Origin of the sequence: Alkaliphilus metalliredigens QYMF, assembly GCF_000016985.1 — a bacterium.
Classification (GTDB): domain Bacteria; phylum Bacillota; class Clostridia; order Peptostreptococcales; family Natronincolaceae; genus Alkaliphilus_A; species Alkaliphilus_A metalliredigens.
The window spans coordinates 2825144-2845126 of record NC_009633.1; the positions used below are offsets into that span (position 1 = coordinate 2825144).

General features: G+C 36.1%; 16 protein-coding genes. 2 read left to right on the plus strand and 14 right to left on the minus strand.

The window, feature by feature from the left end; translation table 11 throughout:
* Positions 1 to 91 precede the first annotated feature (91 nt).
* The 8 genes from AMET_RS13885 to AMET_RS13920 form a co-directional block, all read right to left on the minus strand.
* Entirely contained in the window at positions 92 to 1297 is a 1206-nt protein-coding gene (locus tag AMET_RS13885) for a sugar ABC transporter permease (protein WP_012063933.1), read from the minus strand.
* Between the two features lie 14 nt (positions 1298 to 1311).
* On the minus strand, positions 1312 to 2859 hold the full coding sequence (locus AMET_RS13890; protein ID WP_012063934.1) for a xylose ABC transporter ATP-binding protein: 1548 nt from the start codon (positions 2857 to 2859) through the stop codon (positions 1312 to 1314).
* Between the two features lie 75 nt (positions 2860 to 2934).
* Complete coding sequence (locus AMET_RS13895) at positions 2935 to 3996, minus strand: sugar ABC transporter substrate-binding protein (protein WP_012063935.1); 1062 nt, start codon at positions 3994 to 3996, stop codon at positions 2935 to 2937.
* Between the two features lie 390 nt (positions 3997 to 4386).
* The gene (locus AMET_RS13900; protein WP_012063936.1) at positions 4387 to 5466 is read right to left on the minus strand and encodes a sugar ABC transporter substrate-binding protein; all 1080 of its coding nucleotides are present in this window, start codon (positions 5464 to 5466) and stop codon (positions 4387 to 4389) included.
* Between the two features lie 16 nt (positions 5467 to 5482).
* Positions 5483 to 7072 (minus strand): response regulator transcription factor, encoded by a 1590-nt coding sequence (locus AMET_RS13905; RefSeq protein ID WP_012063937.1) that lies wholly within the window; start codon positions 7070 to 7072, stop codon positions 5483 to 5485.
* A complete protein-coding gene (locus tag AMET_RS13910; RefSeq protein ID WP_012063938.1) occupies positions 7065 to 8576 on the minus strand; it encodes a sensor histidine kinase in 1512 nt (503 codons plus the stop codon). Before AMET_RS13910 ends, AMET_RS13905 begins: the two co-directional genes overlap by 8 nt.
* Before the next feature lie 11 nt (positions 8577 to 8587).
* The gene (locus AMET_RS13915; protein ID WP_012063939.1) at positions 8588 to 9601 is read right to left on the minus strand and encodes a sugar-binding protein; all 1014 of its coding nucleotides are present in this window, start codon (positions 9599 to 9601) and stop codon (positions 8588 to 8590) included.
* A 317-nt stretch (positions 9602 to 9918) separates the two neighbouring features.
* Positions 9919 to 10839 carry a tetratricopeptide repeat protein gene (locus AMET_RS13920; RefSeq protein ID WP_242661294.1) on the minus strand — a complete coding sequence of 307 codons (921 nt, stop codon included), beginning with the start codon at positions 10837 to 10839 and terminating at the stop codon, positions 9919 to 9921.
* A 110-nt stretch (positions 10840 to 10949) separates the two neighbouring features.
* Between AMET_RS13920 and AMET_RS13925 the strand changes: the two genes are divergently transcribed.
* Positions 10950 to 11750: a glycerophosphodiester phosphodiesterase gene (locus AMET_RS13925; RefSeq protein WP_012063941.1), complete on the plus strand. Its 801-nt coding sequence runs from the start codon at positions 10950 to 10952 to the stop codon at positions 11748 to 11750.
* 234 nt (positions 11751 to 11984) lie between these two features.
* Positions 11985 to 12821, plus strand: a complete 837-nt coding sequence (gene speD / locus AMET_RS13930; RefSeq protein ID WP_012063942.1) for an adenosylmethionine decarboxylase — start codon at positions 11985 to 11987, stop codon at positions 12819 to 12821.
* A gap of 191 nt (positions 12822 to 13012) precedes the next feature.
* Here the strand turns inward: speD and AMET_RS13935 are convergent, their stop codons facing one another.
* The 6 genes from AMET_RS13935 to AMET_RS13960 form a co-directional block, all read right to left on the minus strand.
* The gene (locus AMET_RS13935) at positions 13013 to 15328 is read right to left on the minus strand and encodes an ATP-dependent Clp protease ATP-binding subunit (protein WP_012063943.1); all 2316 of its coding nucleotides are present in this window, start codon (positions 15326 to 15328) and stop codon (positions 13013 to 13015) included.
* Positions 15329 to 15727: 399 nt separating this feature from the next.
* Positions 15728 to 16630, minus strand: coding sequence for a TPM domain-containing protein (locus tag AMET_RS13940; protein WP_012063944.1), 903 nt, complete (start codon positions 16628 to 16630; stop codon positions 15728 to 15730).
* Between the two features lie 75 nt (positions 16631 to 16705).
* On the minus strand, positions 16706 to 17275 hold the full coding sequence (locus AMET_RS13945) for a LemA family protein (protein WP_012063945.1): 570 nt from the start codon (positions 17273 to 17275) through the stop codon (positions 16706 to 16708).
* A 197-nt stretch (positions 17276 to 17472) separates the two neighbouring features.
* Entirely contained in the window at positions 17473 to 18171 is a 699-nt protein-coding gene (locus AMET_RS13950) for a LysM peptidoglycan-binding domain-containing protein (protein WP_012063946.1), read from the minus strand.
* A gap of 279 nt (positions 18172 to 18450) precedes the next feature.
* Positions 18451 to 19386, minus strand: a complete 936-nt coding sequence (locus tag AMET_RS13955; protein WP_242661296.1) for a nitroreductase family protein — start codon at positions 19384 to 19386, stop codon at positions 18451 to 18453.
* Entirely contained in the window at positions 19370 to 19807 is a 438-nt protein-coding gene (locus AMET_RS13960; RefSeq protein ID WP_012063948.1) for a hypothetical protein, read from the minus strand. Before AMET_RS13960 ends, AMET_RS13955 begins: the two co-directional genes overlap by 17 nt.
* Positions 19808 to 19983 lie beyond the last annotated feature (176 nt).

Consider the following 19983-nt stretch of genomic DNA (forward strand, 5'->3'; position numbering starts at 1 on the left):
ACAAGAAAAATTTTCTAATTCGAAAATAACTAAAGCCCCCTGGAGTGAGAGACTCAAGAGGGCAAGGTAGAAGTAATCATTTACTTATACTCTATGCATTCTTCTTTCGAGAAGCAATATCAACCCAAACAGCTAATAATAGGACTAATCCCCTAACGATATACCGCTGTGTTGTTCCAACATCAAGTAATAACATTCCATTGTTAAGGGTTGACATGACCAAAGCACCAATAATGGCACCTACGATAGTTCCCTCTCCACCTAATGTACTTGTTCCACCAATGATTGCCGCAGCGATGACATCTAACTCCATAGACTGTCCAGCTGATGCAGCAGCTGATCCTACCCTTGCAGTAAAAATAATACCTCCTAATGCACCTAGTATACCGGAGGAGATAAAAATCCACAGAGTTCGCTGTCTGATATTAATTCCCGAGAGCTTTGCAGCTTCTTTGTTACCCCCTATGGCATATACGTGTCGACCAAAAGCTGTATTATTCGTTAAAAATGTATACAAACCACCTACTATCATGAGAAGTAGAATTGAGTATGGAAGCCCTAAATAGAAGGCCATCACGAGAAATACAGTTGAAATCAGTGCGATCACTAAACAAACCTTAGTAATAAATAAGGATTTAGGCAATACAGCAAAACCATACTTAACTCTTTCCTTTCTTCTACTAAGCTCAATCCATAGATAACCTGCAATCACAAGTATCATAATGATCATTGTTGTGTCATGGGGAATCATATCCCTTGCAGTACTTTCGAAAAATAGTGTTGGTAAATATCCTTGTCCCATACGATTAAATTCTATAGGAGTTGCAATCGTTGCTCCCTTTGTTACCCCTAACAGTAAGCCATTAAAAATCATCATACCTGCTAATGTGACAATGAAAGCCGGCACATCTCGATAGGCTACCCAGTAGCCCTGCCATAATCCAATTAAAGCACCCACTCCTAGTGTTAGTAAAATAGCTGAAAATACTCCCAATCCATAGTTGGCTTGTAAGATAGCACAAATGGCTCCCGTTAACCCTACGACCGCTCCAATTGATAAATCAATGTGACCCGCAACAATCACTAACACAACACCACAGGCTAATACTGCGATGTGAGCTGTTTGTAAAAATAGAGTTGATAAATTCCTTGGTGTTAAAAACACATCACTTAATAATGAAAATATCAGCATAATACTAATTAAGGCAATAAACATTGTATATTGCTTAATATTATTTCTAATAGATAATTTCACAATATCCATGACACTTATCTGTTTTTCCTCTTTACTAACCATCAGTCCGTCCTCCTTTAGTCCACTCTCTCTTGGGTCTCTTCTATACTACCACCGGTTGCATAATGCATAATATCCTCCTGCTGTAAATCTTTCCATCCTAGTTCAGCAGTAAAATGACCATTATGCATGACTAGTATGCGATCGCTCATACCCAGTACCTCTGGTAGCTCAGAGGAAACCATAATAATACTGACACCCTGCTCTACTAGTTCGTTCATAATATTATATATTTCATACTTAGCCCCTACATCGATTCCACGGGTAGGCTCATCAAGTATCAGTATTTTAGGAGCCGCCATAAGCCATTTAGAAATAACCACCTTTTGTTGATTTCCCCCACTTAGATTTCTTGTTTTTTGCTCAATGGACGGTGTTTTTATGTTGAGCGCCTTTACATAATGCTCAGACACTTTGATTTCTTCGTTTGCGCTGATCCCTGCCATATTAGAGATCTTACTTAAACTGGCCAGGGTAATGTTTTCTTTAATATCCATTCCAAGAACAAGGCCACTTTTCTTTCGATCTTCTGATAGATAACATAAACCCTTTGCAATCGCATCTCTCGGCCCTTTGATTTTCACTTCTTTTCCATCAATGTGAAGCTTCCCAGATTGCTTCACGCCATAGGCACCAAATAAACTCATCATTAATTCAGTTCTACCTGCGCCCATTAGCCCTGCAACACCTAGTATTTCCCCTTTTCTAGCTTGGAAACTTACATTATTGATCATCTTTTTATCTGGTACCTCAGGATTATATACAGTCCAATCCTTTACTTCTAGCACCACATCTCCAGGGACATGTTCCTTTCTTGGAAAAAGCTGTGTAAGCTCCCTTCCCACCATTCCTGTAACAATCCGGTTTTGGCTAATTGTTTCATCATTTCCCAAGGTTTCAATGGTTTTTCCATCTCTTAATATGGTAATGGTATCAGCAATGTCTTTGACTTCCTTAAGCTTATGGGAAATGTAAATACAGCTGATCCCTTCTTCTTTTAATTTCCGTAAGATGTTTAATAAATTCTCACTATCATCCTCATTTAATGCAGCCGTTGGCTCATCTAAAATTAAAATATTAACATTCTTCGATATAGCCTTTGCAATTTCAACCAGCTGTTGCTTTCCAATTCCAAGGTGAATAATCTTTGTATCTGGCCCATCTGTTAACCCCACTTCTTTTAATAAACGATTGGTTTCTCTCATTGCTTGATTCCAATTAATGATACCTACCTTCTTGTATTCATTACCTAGGAATATATTTTCACAGATATTCATTTGCTTAACTAGTGTTAGTTCTTGGTAAATAATACCAATTCCAGCAGCTTCACTTTCCTTAATGTGATTATACTTCTGCTCTACCCCATTTACAATAATTTCACCACTGTAGCTTCCATGAGGATAGACGCCACTCAATACCTTCATCAGTGTTGATTTCCCTGCACCATTTTCACCTACTAAGGCATGAATTTCTCCTCTTTTAACTTTGAAATTCACATGATCTAATGCCTTCACACCTGGAAATTCTTTCGTTATGTTGCGCATCTCCAAGATATATTCACTCATTTTGCTGCCCACCTTTCTAAAAGAGAGGAATTAGCCAAAGCCATTCCCCTCGATCTGATTCATTATGCTCCTACATTAATTTAAGTCTGCCTCTGTTATATATCCACCACCTACTAATAATTCTCTAATGTTATCTGCTGTCACAACCTGTGGCTCAAGTAATACTGATGGTACATTAAATCTTCCGTTGTCAACTTCACCATTGGTACTAATGCTTTCTCCATTAGCTAATTTGATGGCAATATTGATGGCTTCTTCTCCGAGTAATCTTGTATCTTTAAATATTGTCATAGATTGTGTTCCATCTACAATTCTCTTTGCAGCTGATACCTCTGCATCCTGCCCTGTAATCGGTACTTGCCCCGCTAGCCCTTGAGCTGTAAGTGCTTGAATCGCCGCTCCTGCTGTTCCATCATTAGGTGCAAGAATAGCATCTACTTGATTATCGTTAGCAGATAATGCCGCTTCAACGATTCTCAATGCATTTTCTGGTACCCAATTATCTACCGCTTGTTCTGCAATAACCTCAATTTTACCTGCATCAATCAACGGTTGAATATAGCTCATTGCGCCTTGCTTAAATAATGTTGCATTATTATCAGTTGGTGCTCCTGACATAATAATGTATCTTCCTTCAGGAACCTGCTCTGTGATATATTTGCCTTGAAGCTCTCCTACTTTTACATTGTCAAATGATAAGTAAATATCAAGTTTATCAGTATTTGTGATTAATCTATCGTAGGAAATGACTGGTACACCTTCTCGATTAGCTTGTTCTACTAGTGAAGCTGCTGCTGATGCATCATGGGGTGCTAATATTAAAACATCAATTCCCTGGTTTAAGAGCGCTTCAACCTGTGTAATTTGTTCTTGTATATTTGCATCGGAAACTCTTACAATCAGTTCAATTCCTACTTCAGCAGCATATGCTTCCATTCTTTCTTTATCTCGTACCCATCTTTCCTCACGCTGGGTTGGTAATGATAGTCCTACTCTAATTTTCGCTTCTGGTTCTTCGACTACAGTTTCCTCTCCAGCAGTTTCTTCTGCAGTTTCCTGTTGTCCACCGCATCCTGCTAGCAGTGTAACTACCATTACCATCATTAACAAGAAAGATAATATTTTTTTGCTCTTCATACATTTGTCCCCCTTAAGATTTTTTATTATTTTCATTTAACTACCTTTCCTAAACTTAGATCATAAGTCCCTTAGCTACTAGTTATCTCATTGCAAAATGTATTGATTTGAGATTTCCATAACTTCGGCTTTCTTGACCTATTGGTATTTAGAAAACGTAGTAAAATCAATAATCAGTCATTGTGGTAAACGTTTTCCTTTGTTGCCTATACTTTCCTACTTGTTCTAATTATACTACTTGATTCTTTTTTTCATGTGAAATTGCCTCTATAATCTTTTACGATATCCTACACTTTTTTAACCAATGAAGACCTCATCCGATATATGCTAGTAAGATTTTGTGATAAAAAAATCCAGCTACTCATTTGTATCTGAGTAGCTGGATAATCCTTAATTTAAACTTCGATAAACTTCATCTGCTCGATGGAATCCATCCTTAATAATTGTATCATCTATATTGGTTTTATCTACAGCAATAGGGTCTAAAACATAGTAAGGTATTTGATAGTTTCCGTCGGAAATTCGATTTTCTATTTCTAGACTCTCTCCCCTACCCAGCTTCATCGCCATTTGAGCTGTCACCTCTGCTAGTTTTTCAATGGGCTTATACACTGTCATGAGCTGAGAGCCTTCCACGATCCTTTGACAAGCTACTAAATCTGCATCCTGTCCCACCACAACTACCTCTCCTGCCAACCTGTGTTCCGATAGGGCAGCGATCATCCCATCCGCTAGTCCATCGTTTCCTGCTATGATTCCATCGATCTGGACTTGATCCTGTAGTAGCATATCGGTCATATTAAAGGCATACTCTTTCATCCAATTTGGAGCCCATTCCTCAGCTATAATTTTAATCTCACCTTTTTCTATCTTATCACTTAATATTCTATCATAGCCTTCTTTGATCAGCTTCGTATTATGATCTGTGGGAGGTCCATTAATAATCAAAATATTTCCACGTGGTACTTGATTTAAGATGTAATTTGCCATTTTCTCACCTACACTGACATTATCAAAGGATATATAGAGATCTACATTTGAATTGAGGACTAATCTGTCATATGAAATGACCTTAACACCCTGTCTTTTTGCTTGCTCTACAGCTAAAGAAGCTTTTTCTAAATCATTAGGTACGATAATCAGGACATCAATGTCTTGATCTAACAAATACTTCACCTGTTTTAATTGGTCCTGGTCATCATTATTGGCATTTTGGACAATAATTTCCCCTCCATATTCTTTGATCTTAGCCATGACAATATCACGATCTTTAATCCAACGCTCTTCTTTTAGAGTACCCAAAGCAAAGCCAATTCTAACATGCTGACGCTCTCTTTCCTCGGGTCCTTCCACTGCGCCTCCAGTTATATACCCTTCATTGAAAATTTTAACAGTTCGTGTTATCATACCGACTAAAACAATCAATAGAATAACCACTGTTAATAATTTTAAAATTTCCTTACTTTTCATCTTACTCCATTCCCTTCTATAAAGATATACAAGCACGGTATGCCGTAGGCGTTACACCGGTTATCTTTTTGAAAGCTTTGCTAAAGTAATTTGGATCACTATAACCAATTTCATAACATATTTCTTTGATGCTGATACTCTGGTTCTTCAAAAGCTCCTTAGACCTTTCAATTTTTAATTCCGTTAGATAATCAACAAAATTTTTGCCTGTGGACTCTTTGAAAAATTTACTGAAATAGTGATAGCTCATATTAATCTCTTGAGCCACATCATTCAAACAAATGTTTTCATTATAATGTTTCTGTATAAAGGCTAATGCCTTTGTAATAAGTCCATTCAATTCATTTTTTCGAATCTCTTCAATACTGAAAATAATACTTCTTATATAATTTAGGTAGCTATTTTTTAACTCTTTAATATTATCAATTTTCAGTAGCTGAATTAAATATTTTTCATCGTCAAGTTTTCCCTTCATTTCATAGGGAATATTTCGCTTCATTAAAATCAACAGTTCAATAAGTCTAGATTTAATTTTGTCTACATCCTCTTCATAGTGATCCATAAGCCATAGAAATATTTCATCGAAAACCTTTAAAAATCCTTCTATATCGTCAATTAGTAGCTTATGAATCAGTAACCTTTCCTTGTTCTCTGGATAGGCACTATTCGAATTATAAGTAGGATTCATGTCTTGAAAATGTGTCACCGCTTCATCAGATGACAGACTGGCAGCAATATATGCCTCATGACATGATTTAGAAAAGTGATCGATTTCATAGTTACCGCCTAAACCAATGGTAAAAGGTAGTTTACTTTGTTTACGCATTCGCTTCACCAAGTTCTTCGCAATATCGATGCCTTGATTTCTAATCTCATAATCACTTATATTTTTATCTACAGGAATATACGCTAGTAATCGGTCTAGGAGTGGTGGGCCAATTAAACTATCAGTTAAGTTTTTTAACTCCATCTTAAATATGTCATAAAACCGTTGTTTTTCTAAACTGTAATTTAAATCCGCCTCCATGCCCTTTGTTTCCTGTACTTCAATCCTCACTGTCATTACATATCCCTTTCTTAAACTCATATTAAAGATATCCTCATAAAAAGCGACGTCCTTAATACTGCCTCCACTAAAAAGATTTGTGTGAACAAACTGTCCTTCCATAAGTGGAATGATTTTGTTGATCTTTTCCTTTAAAATAATATGTCTGTGCATCACCTCGCGCTTATTAGAAATCATTTTGATCATATCAGTCATTAAGTTGATTACCTTATTTTTATTTAAGGGTTTCAGCAAATATTCATACACCCCTAAATTGACAGCCTCCTTTGCATATTGAAAGTATTCATAGGCTGTAATGATTACAAACATTGCATCAACATTGTTTTCTTTAATTTGCTTAATGGCTTCGATTCCATTGATTCCAGGCATGTGAATATCCATCAAAATAATGTCTGGGCTGGTGATTAATGCCTTTTCAATCGCTTCTCTTCCTGATTTTGCGCTACCAACTATTTCTACATTCTCAATGTATTTTTCAATAATAAATTGAAGAGATTCAATTACAATATGTTCATCGTCAGCTATTAATATTTTAACCATTATTTATTCCACCTCCATCATATGGTATCTTCAATGTTACCGTTGTTCCAACCCCTTTTTCACTCTCAATATCAATCACATTCTCTATGTCTGAAATATTATAGTAAAGTCTTAATCGATCAATTACATTATGAATGCCGATCCCTGTTGTATGGCCCTTGACAATGGGCCCCGTAGGTTCTAAGGACAAAAGATTTTCAATTTGCTTTTCTGTCATTCCTGTGCCATCATCAATGACTTTTATTTGAATTTCTCCTTCAACATGTTTTACAACTAAAGAAATTTTCCCTTCTTCCTCTTGATTTTCTAATCCATGAATAAAGGCATTTTCTACAATAGGTTGAATGATCATACAAGGCATTTTTATCTCTAAAACGCTTTCATCAATCTCTGTACAAAATGCTATCCTACTACCAAATCGTGTCTTTAGGATATGCATATAATTCCTAACATAGTTAATCTCCTCCGATATATTTACAGGTTCCTCGAGCTTCCTTAAATTGTATCTAAAAAGTTTAGCAATACTCTCAATAAATTCTGATGCGTTATCTGCCCCTTCCATCATAGATAATTGAGAAGCTGCATTAAGAGTATTAAATAAAAAATGAGGATTAATTTGAGATTGTAGAGATTTTAATTCAGCGTCCTTTAATAAACTCTTTACTTTCAAATTTTCCATCTCTTGCTCCTTGAGCTTTGTCTCAACGGCAGCCTGTCTTTTGATCTCCAATATATATTGCCTAATATTGACCACCATTTTCTCGAATGCCTTAGCCAGTACTTTAACTTCGTCATCTGTTTCAATTTTCACTGGCTCAACATCAAAGTTACCAGCAGAAATCTGTTCAGCATTATGGGCCAATTCTACGATAGGTCTTGTCAATCGATATGAAAATAAAATGGCAAGAAAAATATTTAATATAAATGAGCCAATGATAATAATTAAACTAGCATAGCTAATAAAGGTCATATTACTAGTAATCCGCTGATATTCATTTGCTCCCTGTTCTAACTTGTTATCTACCAAGCTACTAATATAATATTTGATATGGTCATTGATTTCATTTGCCCGGGTAAAATGTTGGATGTATTCACTACTTATTCTTCCTCGTTTTGCCCTAACTGCATCATCTGTCTCCAATAAAAGATTATCAATCATATTGCCTATATTTTTCAGCATAAGTTCATCTAATTCAAAATTCGCTTCTTTAGAAATCTCCCTTGACTTACGCTGTAAATCATTGTAAATTGTATAATAGTTTAATAAGGCTTCAGATGACTTTGTAGTCAAATACTTCTCAATTTCCATCATAAGTATGTTAACATCATTATTCAATTCACTTAGATAAGCATAATCCTCTAGGATCATTTCCACTTGCGACGAGACGATCCTAGCGTTATAATTCGCAAACAGGCTGGTCACACCTAATAAAATTGTAATAATGAGATAGTAAACAATTATTTTCTTTCGAATTCCTACAAATCGGAATATCTGTTTGTTCATATTTTCACCAACTATTCTAAAAATTCTAGTCTTTCTTCATACTCATGGAGATTTTCTCTTTTAATTACTTTCACCCCAGTATCAATGAAGCTGGACACATTATTTTTCTCTTTTATATCAATGAGTGCCTGCACACTTTCATATCCCATTCTGTAAGGATCACTCATCACTGTGCCATAAATAATTCCCTTTTCTATATACCGTAGGGTACTTTCTGCGTCTCCAAATCCAATCATTGTGATTTCTCCAACTTTGTTTTGATCTATGATGAGTTGCACGCTCCCAAGGGTGTCCACAGATGTCATTGTAAAAATTGCATCAATGTCTTTCCCCCCATTTAAAATGGATTGGGTAATTTCCTCGGCACTTAATATACCCATCCGAGAAGTATAGGTTTGCACAACCTCCATGTCAGGGTACTCTTTGAGTTCACTTAAAAAACCATTAATTCTAATATTTTGACTAGCTGCATCTGGTTCAAAATTATTACTAACAATGATTGCAATATTCGCTTTTCCCCCAGTAGCCTCAACCATCAGTTTTCCTGCTTCTGTCCCTAGCAAGAATCCATTTGTTCCTACAAAAGCGGCCCGATTACTTATCTTATCGTCATTTTCAACAGTCACTACTGGGATTCCACCATAATATGCTTTGTTAATCATCGTTGTAAAGTCCTCTCCACTAGAAACATGTGTGATAATGCCATCTACTTCAGATAAAATTGCAATATCTAGATACTTTAACTCCTCTTCAGGACTATAAAACCTTGGGGCATTAAATTCCACAACAACATTATGATCCCTTGCAGCTTGTTCTGCACCTTGTCTAATTTCCTTCCAGTAAGGATCTACTGCATTTTGGCCCACAAAGTAAAAGTGATATCTAGGATTTTCAGTAAAAATGGTTACCTTACTACTCCTCAACCATAGTAGTAAAATGCCCGTCACACAAATCAAGAATACTAATATAAAAATAAGATATTTAGTTACAACTCCAATTTTTTTGTTATTATTTATTAAATTCATAATCCCTCCGTCTATTTTCTGAGATTCATTTTATGCATAATACTTATATGCTACTCTTTTTATTCTACAACTAAGCTCTATATCCCTTGTTTTTCCAGAGAAAAGCCCTAAGCAATCAAACTTTGTAATTTTTCCTAATAAAACTAAGAGATAAGCTAATTTCTATTTAGCTTATCTCTTAGTTTTATTGCCTTGGAAATATTCAAATTTCAACATCAATTGTCTATTCCTCACTATTTTTGTCTTTTTACGGCCTAATCAAACAAATTTAGTTTATCAGAAATCTTAGTAATACACCTAAGATAAAAGCTACATCATCATCTTTCAAACATCATTTGATATGCTTCAAGGTCTCGAAGTAAGTCCAATTCATGGTCTTTTTTCATATATTGGATTAAACTTGGACTCAGCTCTGTGGCTCGAATCAAATCCCTTAAGGCTTTTTCTTTATTGTGGCAATAAACATGCAAACAGGCACGATTATAAAATAGTACAGCTACATTTTTATTATATATAATTCCCTGACTAATTACATCAAGGGCCATTGTATATTCTTTTTGTTCTTTATATAGTACTGCTAGATTCAAAAAACCATAGGGGTAATCTTGATTATATTGAATCGATTTCATATAGTAGTGTATCGATTCTTCAACCCGTTCTAGCTTCTTTAGTATAACCCCCATATTAAATAATGCCTTATAGTTAGTCGGGTCTATTTCTAAAGCCTTCTCCATCATGATAAGTGCTTGTCCATTTTTATCTAATTCTTCATAGATAGACCCTAGGTTTACATAAGCCCAAAAATCTTCAGTATTTAAACTAATGGATTTTTGATAATATTCAATTGCTTTCTCCTTTTCCTCTAGTTCGTCGTACACGTTAGCCAAGAAAAAATAGGCCTTTTCATAATATGGGTCCATTTCAATTGCCTTTTTGTAATAGTAAATCGCAGTGTCATAGTCCTTTTGCTGATCATATAAAATAGCTAGGCTATAATATCCCCTGGCTTCCTTGGGGTTGATTTGAAGTACTTCTTCGTACTTTTTTTTTGCCAAAGGGTAGTCTTCTAATTCATCGTAGAGCAAGCCCATACTCAATAATAGCTCAATATCTTCAGCTCCTCCATGAGTTTGATAGGCCTTTTCATAAAATTTTAAGGTTTGAAAAATATTACCTTCTTCTTGAAATTTTTGAGCAATCATTTTATAATTATTCAACATATACTGATTATCCTTCAAATTATTCCTCCTTCCAAATTCATATGAATTCCATCCAATATTGTATATTTTATCAAATAAGTAGTATAATCTTTAGAAACAGCGAAATATATTTAAAGAGGGGGCAAAACATGTTTAATAAAGATAAAACTACTTTAAACATTGGTCATCGAGGTGCACAGGCTCTTTTTCCAGAAAACACCATCATTTCCTTTGATGGTTCCCTTGAGCTTGGAGCTGATATATTAGAAATGGATATCCGTATGACAAAAGATCAAGTGCTCGTTTGCCATCATGATGAATCCATAGATCGAATGAGTAATGGCACAGGTCCTATTGCAGACTTCACTTATAGAGAACTATTAGCTTACAATTTTGCCTATGGATTTCAAAGTCCATCAGGCCATTATCCCTATGGCAACCGTAACGTAAACATTCCTCAGTTAAAGGATGTCTTACGTAATGACTACGTTTCTCCCCTTATATTTGACCTTAAAGACAGTGGAAAACGAGGCTATGCAGTTGCAGATCAAATATTCGACCTCATCAAAAAACATCATCTATGGGATCGTGTGTTAATAGCCAGTTTTCATGATTCTGTCATTAATTATTTCCGAAAAATCAGCCAGAATAGTGTGAAAACAGCCATGGGCAATTATGAAGTTGCGGTTTTTGTAGTTCTTGCCTTTCTACGACTTGATTCTCTTTTTAAAAACAAGGCTACAGCGATTCTTCTCCCTAGGCAATTTTATTTTTTAAGACTTGATTGCAGTGCAATTATAAAAGCAGCCCACCGTCATAAATTGGCAATTTATTATTGGACAATTAATGACAAGCAGGAAATGCGTAGATTGATTAATTTAGGAGTCGACGGCATTATTACAGATCGACCTGATAGATTAAAAGAATTATTAAAAAGACAAGTCAAATAGAATGGGTACTCTTAGAATGCTACTTCTTAACGATGATTTATAATTGTAGCACCTGTTATAAGTTTAGCACCTGTTATAAGTTTATTATTAAACATTATCTTGTCTTTACATTATACCCTCCTTTCAACTAGAAACTTATTATTTCTATGATTTTTTATCTTCCCTTATAATTTTTCATAGATAAGCCTATATTAATAGATAAGTTCAAATTTTCACTTAAGAGGAGAGTGGATAATGGATATCAAATCTTTTGAAAAAATACAACTCTATGGCTTTAACAATTTAACTAAAACCTTAAGCTTTAATATTTATGATATTTGTTATGCTAAAGCCCCAGAGCAAAGTAAGGCCTACATTGCTTATATCGACGAGCAATATAATGCAGAGCGTTTAACGAAAATTTTATCGAATGTAGCTGATATTACAGGCGCTAACATTCTAAGTATATCTAAACAGGATTACGATCCCCAAGGAGCCAGTGTCACCATGTTGGTTGCTGAGGAAATGACAGTTCCTACCCTAACCCCAGAATCCCTCACAGGTGAGAGTCCCGGTCCACTCCCAGGTAACAAACCTTCTCCTGGATCTATTGTTACTCATTTAGATAAAAGTCATGTGACCGTTCACACCTATCCAGAGACCCACCCCCTTGATGGTATCAGCACATTTAGAGCAGATATAGATGTGTCCACCTGTGGACATATTTCCCCTATTAAAGCCCTGAATTATTTGATTCATAGCTTTGAATCTGATATTGTTACAATTGATTATCGAGTAAGAGGTTTTACCCGGGATATCAATGGACAGAAATATTTTATTGATCATGATATTAATTCAATTCAGAATTATATTGCTAAGGATATTTTAAACCTCTATCATGCCATCGATGTTAATGTATATCAGGAAAACATTTTTCATACAAAAATGACCTTAAAAGATTTCAAGTTGAATAATTATCTTTTTGGTGTCTCCGAAGAGGAACTATCAGATCATGAAAGTGCCTCCATCAAGGATCAGCTTCGAGATGAAATGCAAGAAATATTTTATGGCAGAAATGTGACTAAGGTGTAAATATCTAGCATATATGCACGCTACCACTCCTCTGATATTATTTTGTGGACTTACAGATCTAATGAATAAAAAACACAAGACAGTAAGATCACTTACAGCCTTGTGTTTTTATATTGGTTTCAATTACGTATCTCAATTTTTATCATGATTTTCATTTTAGGTTCTCTGAGGTTTCAACTTAGTAATTAAGCTCACTTGACTAGTACAACTTGGTCTTCCTTCAACTGAATTTTCACATGATCCCCTTCAACAATCTCATTTTTTAGATAAGCCTCTGCCATTTCATCTTCAATACTTCGTTGTATGGTTCTCCTTAGAGGTCTAGCACCATACTTTTCATCATACCCCTTTTCGATGAGGAATGTTTTAACCTCATCTGAGACCTCCATTGTCATGTCTTTTTGCCGTAGGTCTTCAGCAACTTCCTTTAGCATTAAATCCACAATCTGCTTGAGTTCTTCTTTTGAAAGCTGGGTGAATACAATTATCTCATCAATTCGATTTAGAAATTCTGGTTTAAAACTTTCCTTCAGTGATTCATGTACTTTTGCCTCTAATGCTTGGTATCCATGTTTTCCAAACCCGATACCATTGGACTTTAAACTTGTTCCTGCATTAGATGTCATCACTAAGACTGTGTTTTCAAAATAAACTGTCCGACCTTGACTGTCAGTTAATCTTCCGTCTTCTAATATTTGTAATAGCATATTGAATACATCTGGATGGGCTTTTTCAATTTCATCCATTAAGATAACGGAGTATGGCTTTCGTTTTACCTTTTCAGTGAGTTGCCCTCCTTGATCGTATCCAACATATCCAGGAGGTGCTCCAATTAACTTAGAAACCGTATGCTTTTCCATATACTCCGACATATCCATACGAATCAATGCCTCTTCGTTACCAAATAACTCTATGGCTAGGGTTTTCACAAGCTCAGTTTTACCTACTCCAGTGGGTCCTACAAAAATAAAGGAAGCAGGTCTCTTCTTCTTTCTAAAGCCAGCACGATTCCGCCTAATGGTTCGGGCTAAACTTGTAATGGCTTCATGTTGACCAATGACTCGCCTATGAAGACTCTCTTCCAATTGCAATAGTTTTTCTGCTTCTTCTTCAGTAATTTTACGTACTGGTATTTTTGTCCACGCCTCAATGACAAATGCAATATCTTCTGTGGTGATGTGAACTTCTTTTGATTCTTTTTCAATGATTTCGATCCGCTTTACTAACCTACACTCTTCCATTTTGAATTGAGCAGCCTTTTCATAGTCATCATGAAGGGCAGCCTCGGCCATGTCCTCTTCTACTTTAACCAATTCCTCTTTAAGTGCTTCTAGCTCCACAAGTCCTTTATTTTTTAAATTTGCTCGAGATCCAGCTTCATCAATCACATCAATGGCCTTATCTGGTAAATATCGATCAGTAATATATCGTTCAGATAATTTCACAGCTGACTCAATAACCTCATCACTGATGAGCACTTTATGATAGTCTTCATAATAGTCTTTAATCCCCTTTAAGATTTCAATTGACTCATCTATGCTGGGCTCTTCTATCAAAACAGACTGAAACCTTCTTTCTAAGGCTGCATCTTTTTCAATATGTTTTCGATACTCTTCAATTGTGGTGGCACCTATGACTTGGACTTCTCCCCGGGCTAGAGCCGGCTTTAAAATATTTGCTGCATTCATTACGCCACCATGGACTTCCCCTGCACCCATAATGTTATGAATTTCATCGATAACCAGTATCACATTACCACTTTCTTGAGCTTCTTCAATTATCGCTTTCATTCTACCTTCAAATTGTCCTCTAAATTGAGTACCTGCTACAATTGCAGTTAAGTCTAAAAGGTAAATTTCAGCATCTAGTAATTTTGCAGGAACCTGCTTCTCAACGATCCTCACAGCTAAGCCTTCTGCAATAGCGGTTTTACCAACCCCCGGTTCTCCAATTAATATGGGATTGTTTTTTGCTCTTCTGTTTAATATTTGGACAACACGATCAATTTCTCGATGTCGGCCAATTATTCGATCCACCCCATTATTAAAAGCTTTTTCTGTTAGGTTCGTTCCATATAAGTCCAAGTTTTTTCTCTTTTTCTTCTTTTTTCTTAGTTTTGATTTTCCAACTTTTTCTTCCTTAATCTCTTCGTTATCCTCAATCTCCTTTTCAGGGTTCTCTACAATGTCTTCCTCTATATTAGGATGGTCGTCCTTGTTATATAGATTGCTTAATTGGGAAAAGGACTGACTAAATAAATTCATCAGTTTATTTGGATCTCCTAAATCCTCAGCATCCAGCTCTCCAAAGGTATCACTCATCTGTTCCATTAAGCCTTCTACTTCTTCTTCTGACATCCCTGTTTGCTCCATCAACTGTTCCATCACAGGAAGCCCCATTTTTTTTGCACATTGAATGCATATACCCTTCATCTCAGATTTCCCATTTTCGAATTTGGTAGCATAAATCATTGCGGTGTTTTTATGACATACTGAACACTTTTTCATATTACCATCTCCATATTTCTATATAGTTTTTTAATCTCATCATTTTTCCAATTATAGGTCACTTTTACATTGATCATTATTTGTTATACTCTCCCATTATAACATAGATACCCACTTTAACAGATGCTTAAAGGTCTTTTTCATATATTCTTGTAGCTAATCCCGAATACTAACTATTATATGCTAAATCAAAGCATTTCATCGCATTCTCCCTAGAAAAAAAGATGCATTGTGATGGGCATCACTTGTGCATCTTTCTTAATAATTGATTTCATTTCTAAATTTTTTAGCCCAGTAGCTTGTTATCAATCAAAAAAACCATCACTACTACCACTGGTAGCATGAAATTTGGCTCCAATGATTTCTTATCAATGGGGCTAAAAAGAACTTAAACTGAGTTTACCACTTGCGTGAAGCCCCACCACCACCTGATGAGCCTCCCCCAAATCCACCTCTACCTATGGAAGACCCTCCACTAGAGGAACCTCCTCCAAAGGGACCTCTAGGTCCTCTAGGATAACGGCCTCTTCTAGACCGTCCAACGAAGTTGCCACCCATCTGATGGGGTCCACCTCCTGTAGGTCCAGCATATTTTCCCGAAGCCAGATCTCCTAAAAATAGAAGTGCTAACACAAAGAGATTCTTACCAAGCACCTTAGAAAATATTAGCATTCCTAGTAAAGTCATTAATAGCAGTGAGCCAATCATTTTCAAAAGACTTACAATTGAAGTAGGTTGTTCCAAAACTGTAGGGGTTATAGCCTCAGCCCCTACAAAAATTTCGTTAATGTCGATGTTGTACTCTACTGCTATTTCCTGAAGTAGAAGACTATAAGCAGTTGAGATTCCTTGGCTATAGTTTTCATTTTGGAAATAGGATATCATTTGATCCATAATGGCTCCAGCCTTACCATCATTAATAGCTCCCTCTAGACCATACCCTACTTCAATTCGCGCCTCTCCTTCCGCTTGAGCAACTAAGAGCAGTACGCCATTATTTTGATCTGTTGATCCAATCCCCCATTGGCGAAATAGGTTAAGTATATACTCCTCAATTGGTATCCCCTCTATTGAAGGTACCGTCACAATAACAAGCTCTGCAGATGTCTTCTCTTGTAAGGCTTGACTCATTCGAAGCATATCTTCCTTCACATCACTCGAAATCATAGATGCATAGTCTTGGACATATATGTCCACTGTAGGTGTCTGTGGTATAGAAAAAGCATATACACTGGTCAAGGAAGAGCTGATTAATACAATTATGAACAGCATTAACATTAATGTTCTTTTTTGATTCTTCAAAGCATTTCCTCCTTAGGATTAAGTGACATCAGTTAAACTATGTTGTTCATAGAGCTAAATACAAATTTGCTTTTTTCAATTAAAATTTACCTGTGGTGCCTCCCCTGCCTCAGAACTCATTTCAAAGTATGGTTGTGAGTCAAACCCAAAGTTATTAGCTAACAGGCTTGTTGGAAATCTTCTTATGGTATCATTATAATCTCTCACAGAATTGTTATAATCTTGACGCGCTACCGCTAGTCGATTCTCTGTTCCAGCCAATTCATCTTGTAATCGTACAAACTGCTCACTGGCCTGAAGCTGTGGGTAGTTTTCTGTTAAGACAAGCAATCGGCTTAAAGCTCCAGTTAGTTCTTGGTTAGCATCAATCATATCTTCCCTATTGCTCCCTTGGCCAATACGAGCTCTAGCGTTGGCGATTTCAGTAAACACCTGTTCCTCGTGGGATGCATAGCCCTTTGTTACCTCCACTAGATTAGGGATCAAATCATATCTTCGTTGCATTAAATTCTCGACTTGTTGCCAATTGGCATTGACGGATTCATCCATTCCTACTAGTTTATTATAGCTACCCGTTATAGATATTGCAGGTATTGCGATGACTAATGCCACGATGACTAAAACAATAATCCATGTCTTTTTCATTTTTCTTTCCCCCTTATCACAGTTACATTTCCTTTATGTCATATACGCTTTCTACCTCTACTATCATACATTATTTTATGCAACTCTTCCACTCTTTAGCTTAGTTAATTTTTTTCCATAAAAACTAAACTTCACAAAAAGAGCTTGAGCTATCTTGTAATGCATAGCTCAAGCTCTTATCAGTATTGACTTGATCATTAAATCATACGTGGTATGCAGATGATTTCTCCAACCCTGAGTTGATTGGGATCTGTAAGCTGTGGATTCGCTATCGTTAACTGCGCCACTGTCATCCCATAACGTCTGGCAATTAGATAAAGTGTATCACCAGACTGTACCGTATAAAGAATACCTCCTGGACAAGGAATGGGACCCGGTACCCCTACTGGTAAACATATTCTTTGCCCTATTTGTAGCCGTTCTGGATCCACATTAGGATTTACAGCTCTTAGCTGTTCTACAGTAACTCCGTAGCGTATGGCGATACTATAAAAGGTGTCTCCAGCCCGAATGGTATATGTTACTCCTGGGCAAGGTGCTGGTGGCCTTACAGCAGGTACGCATACTTCCTGCCCTATTTGCAGGGCATCTGGATTTACATCGGGGTTTGCTGCAATGAGTGCTTCCACTGCAATATTATATCGTCGTGCAATATTAAAAAATGTGTCTCCAGATTGAATCACATAGACAAATCCCCCTGGACATATGGTATCTTCTAGGGCTACCGGTATACAAATTGTTTGGCCAATCTGAAGATTTTGTGGATCCACACCGGGATTAGCCTGTCGTATCGCTTCTATCGTTGTATTGAATCGTTGTGATAAACCATAATATGAATCTCCAGGTCGGATCGCATATAGTGTCCCCTCTGGACATACTGGCACTTGATTGTTCATATATTTCACCCTTTCAATTTATCTATATTTCTTATTTGATACATTATATACAAGATGTCTCACTATGGTTACACAATAAAAAATTTGATTGTTATTTTCTACGATTTCTTTTAGTATCTTAAAGCCAGACTGTTAAAAACTTATAAGAATTAAAGTACAAAAAAACCAGTGACCGCAACGTATATGAATACGAAGCGTACTGGTTTTTTTAAACAACAAAAAAATAATGGTTTTTTAGCAGTAGGAATTGATGCCAATGAGCCCATTCTACTACTTTTATTATGATTCAATTATTGATGAATTAATATTAAATGAAGTAATATACTCCATCTGTTCTAATTGCATTCCTGCCTTTGTTCCACCATCATTGATCCATTCACCCGTTAACCCGTGGTTATTGATTGTCATTTCAAAGTGACACATGGCAATACCGATGTCAATTCGTTGGATGTCAAACCCCAGGGTTTTATTGTAACCCTTATTTCGTTGTAAATAAAAGTGAAACTGATCCTTTTCTTTAACAACGCGCCACGGTTGTTTATTAGACGCTGATGGTGCCATTCTGACCATTTCTAAGGCAATGGCATATTGTTGTGAAATTTCCTCTTTTAGTAATGGCGTGTCTAATGTCTCTTTATAAAACAGTTGTTCCCATTTCAATCTCTTATTTGACCCTGCAGCGAATCGAACAATGTTATCTATCAGAGATTTTTTATTTTGAGGATAACCGATAGGTGTAATGACCGGCATGTACTCTTGATCCTTCAGTTCAAGGAGTCTTTCAAAACCTTCACGCTTAAAAGTTCCTCCCAGCCAACAGGTTCCCAGTCCTAAGGATGTAGCAAAAAGGATTACTTTTTCCAGTATATATCCAACCTGTTCTAAGTCACCATCACCACGCTCCACGGCTACCAGTATGTAGGTTTTTGCTCCTCTAATTACACCATAGGTACCAATTTTCTTCCCAGTATTTTCAGCAACGCTTAAATCATCAATCAGCTCGAAACGCACCTTAGGTGTAAATGGTCCTGTGGTATCATCAATAAATTCCATTATTTTTCTTTTGTTTTCCACCGATAAGGGCTGTGGTTCATATGTTCTGACCGAAATTCTTCTTTTAATAACTTCTGTTATTGGGTAGTTAAAATACTGCTTTTCATCCACCAATTTACTTCCTCTCTTCACCATTTCCACTATGTTATTTCTTTTCATCATTTATTATGGCGATGTGCTTGGTCAGCACATCAGTTAATCGTTCAATGTCTTCTGAAGCCAATACATCTAATCCGATTTTATTCACTTTGTCATCTTTCATAGATAGAAGTAATTTTTTCCCCTTGAGGTGTCCTTCTTTCATTTGATTAAACTCATATAGCCTTGGTTTTCTTATGAGGCCCATGTATTGAGAGATCCCCACTTCCACAACAGTAATATAACTGATGGACGTCATCCGAAGATATTGTCTTCCTAAACTAGTGCTGATTAACGTTATGAGTAGCAACTGTACTCCTATTGTTGTTCTAAATACATTGTTAATTCCCAATTGGTATAACATAATGAAGGCTCCAAAGCCCAAAATAAACCACACAGCACCTGCAATTTTCCATAATATATTTTTCTTATACTTTAATTCCATTGTTTTAGCTCCTTATTCATATTATTATTAATTCAGTCTCACTAAGTAACACACAATTACTTATCTATATCTTCACTACAAAATTCCATTGAAAACAGATCTTACTTTTATATGGTTTCCAAATTCATACAATGTAAATCTTCTATCACACCATCTTATCATAGAGTGACATTATT

Excerpts from the sequence above, each read along its gene's own strand:
- AMET_RS13885 (WP_012063933.1), bottom strand. The coding sequence starts at position 1,297 with ATGGTTAGTAAAGAGGAAAAACAGATAAGTGTCATGGATATTGTGAAA.
- AMET_RS13890 (WP_012063934.1), bottom strand. The coding sequence starts at position 2,859 with ATGAGTGAATATATCTTGGAGATGCGCAACATAACGAAAGAATTTCCA.
- AMET_RS13895 (WP_012063935.1), bottom strand. The coding sequence starts at position 3,996 with ATGAAGAGCAAAAAAATATTATCTTTCTTGTTAATGATGGTAATGGTA.
- AMET_RS13900 (WP_012063936.1), bottom strand. The coding sequence starts at position 5,466 with ATGAAAAGTAAGGAAATTTTAAAATTATTAACAGTGGTTATTCTATTG.
- AMET_RS13905 (WP_012063937.1), bottom strand. The coding sequence starts at position 7,072 with ATGGTTAAAATATTAATAGCTGACGATGAACATATTGTAATTGAATCT.
- AMET_RS13910 (WP_012063938.1), bottom strand. The coding sequence starts at position 8,576 with ATGAACAAACAGATATTCCGATTTGTAGGAATTCGAAAGAAAATAATT.
- AMET_RS13915 (WP_012063939.1), bottom strand. The coding sequence starts at position 9,601 with ATGAATTTAATAAATAATAACAAAAAAATTGGAGTTGTAACTAAATAT.
- AMET_RS13925 (WP_012063941.1), top strand. The coding sequence starts at position 10,950 with ATGTTTAATAAAGATAAAACTACTTTAAACATTGGTCATCGAGGTGCA.
- speD (WP_012063942.1), top strand. The coding sequence starts at position 11,985 with ATGGATATCAAATCTTTTGAAAAAATACAACTCTATGGCTTTAACAAT.
- AMET_RS13935 (WP_012063943.1), bottom strand. The coding sequence starts at position 15,328 with ATGAAAAAGTGTTCAGTATGTCATAAAAACACCGCAATGATTTATGCT.
- AMET_RS13945 (WP_012063945.1), bottom strand. The coding sequence starts at position 17,275 with ATGAAAAAGACATGGATTATTGTTTTAGTCATCGTGGCATTAGTCATC.
- AMET_RS13950 (WP_012063946.1), bottom strand. The coding sequence starts at position 18,171 with ATGAACAATCAAGTGCCAGTATGTCCAGAGGGGACACTATATGCGATC.
- AMET_RS13955 (WP_242661296.1), bottom strand. The coding sequence starts at position 19,386 with ATGATGAAAAGAAATAACATAGTGGAAATGGTGAAGAGAGGAAGTAAA.
- AMET_RS13960 (WP_012063948.1), bottom strand. The coding sequence starts at position 19,807 with ATGGAATTAAAGTATAAGAAAAATATATTATGGAAAATTGCAGGTGCT.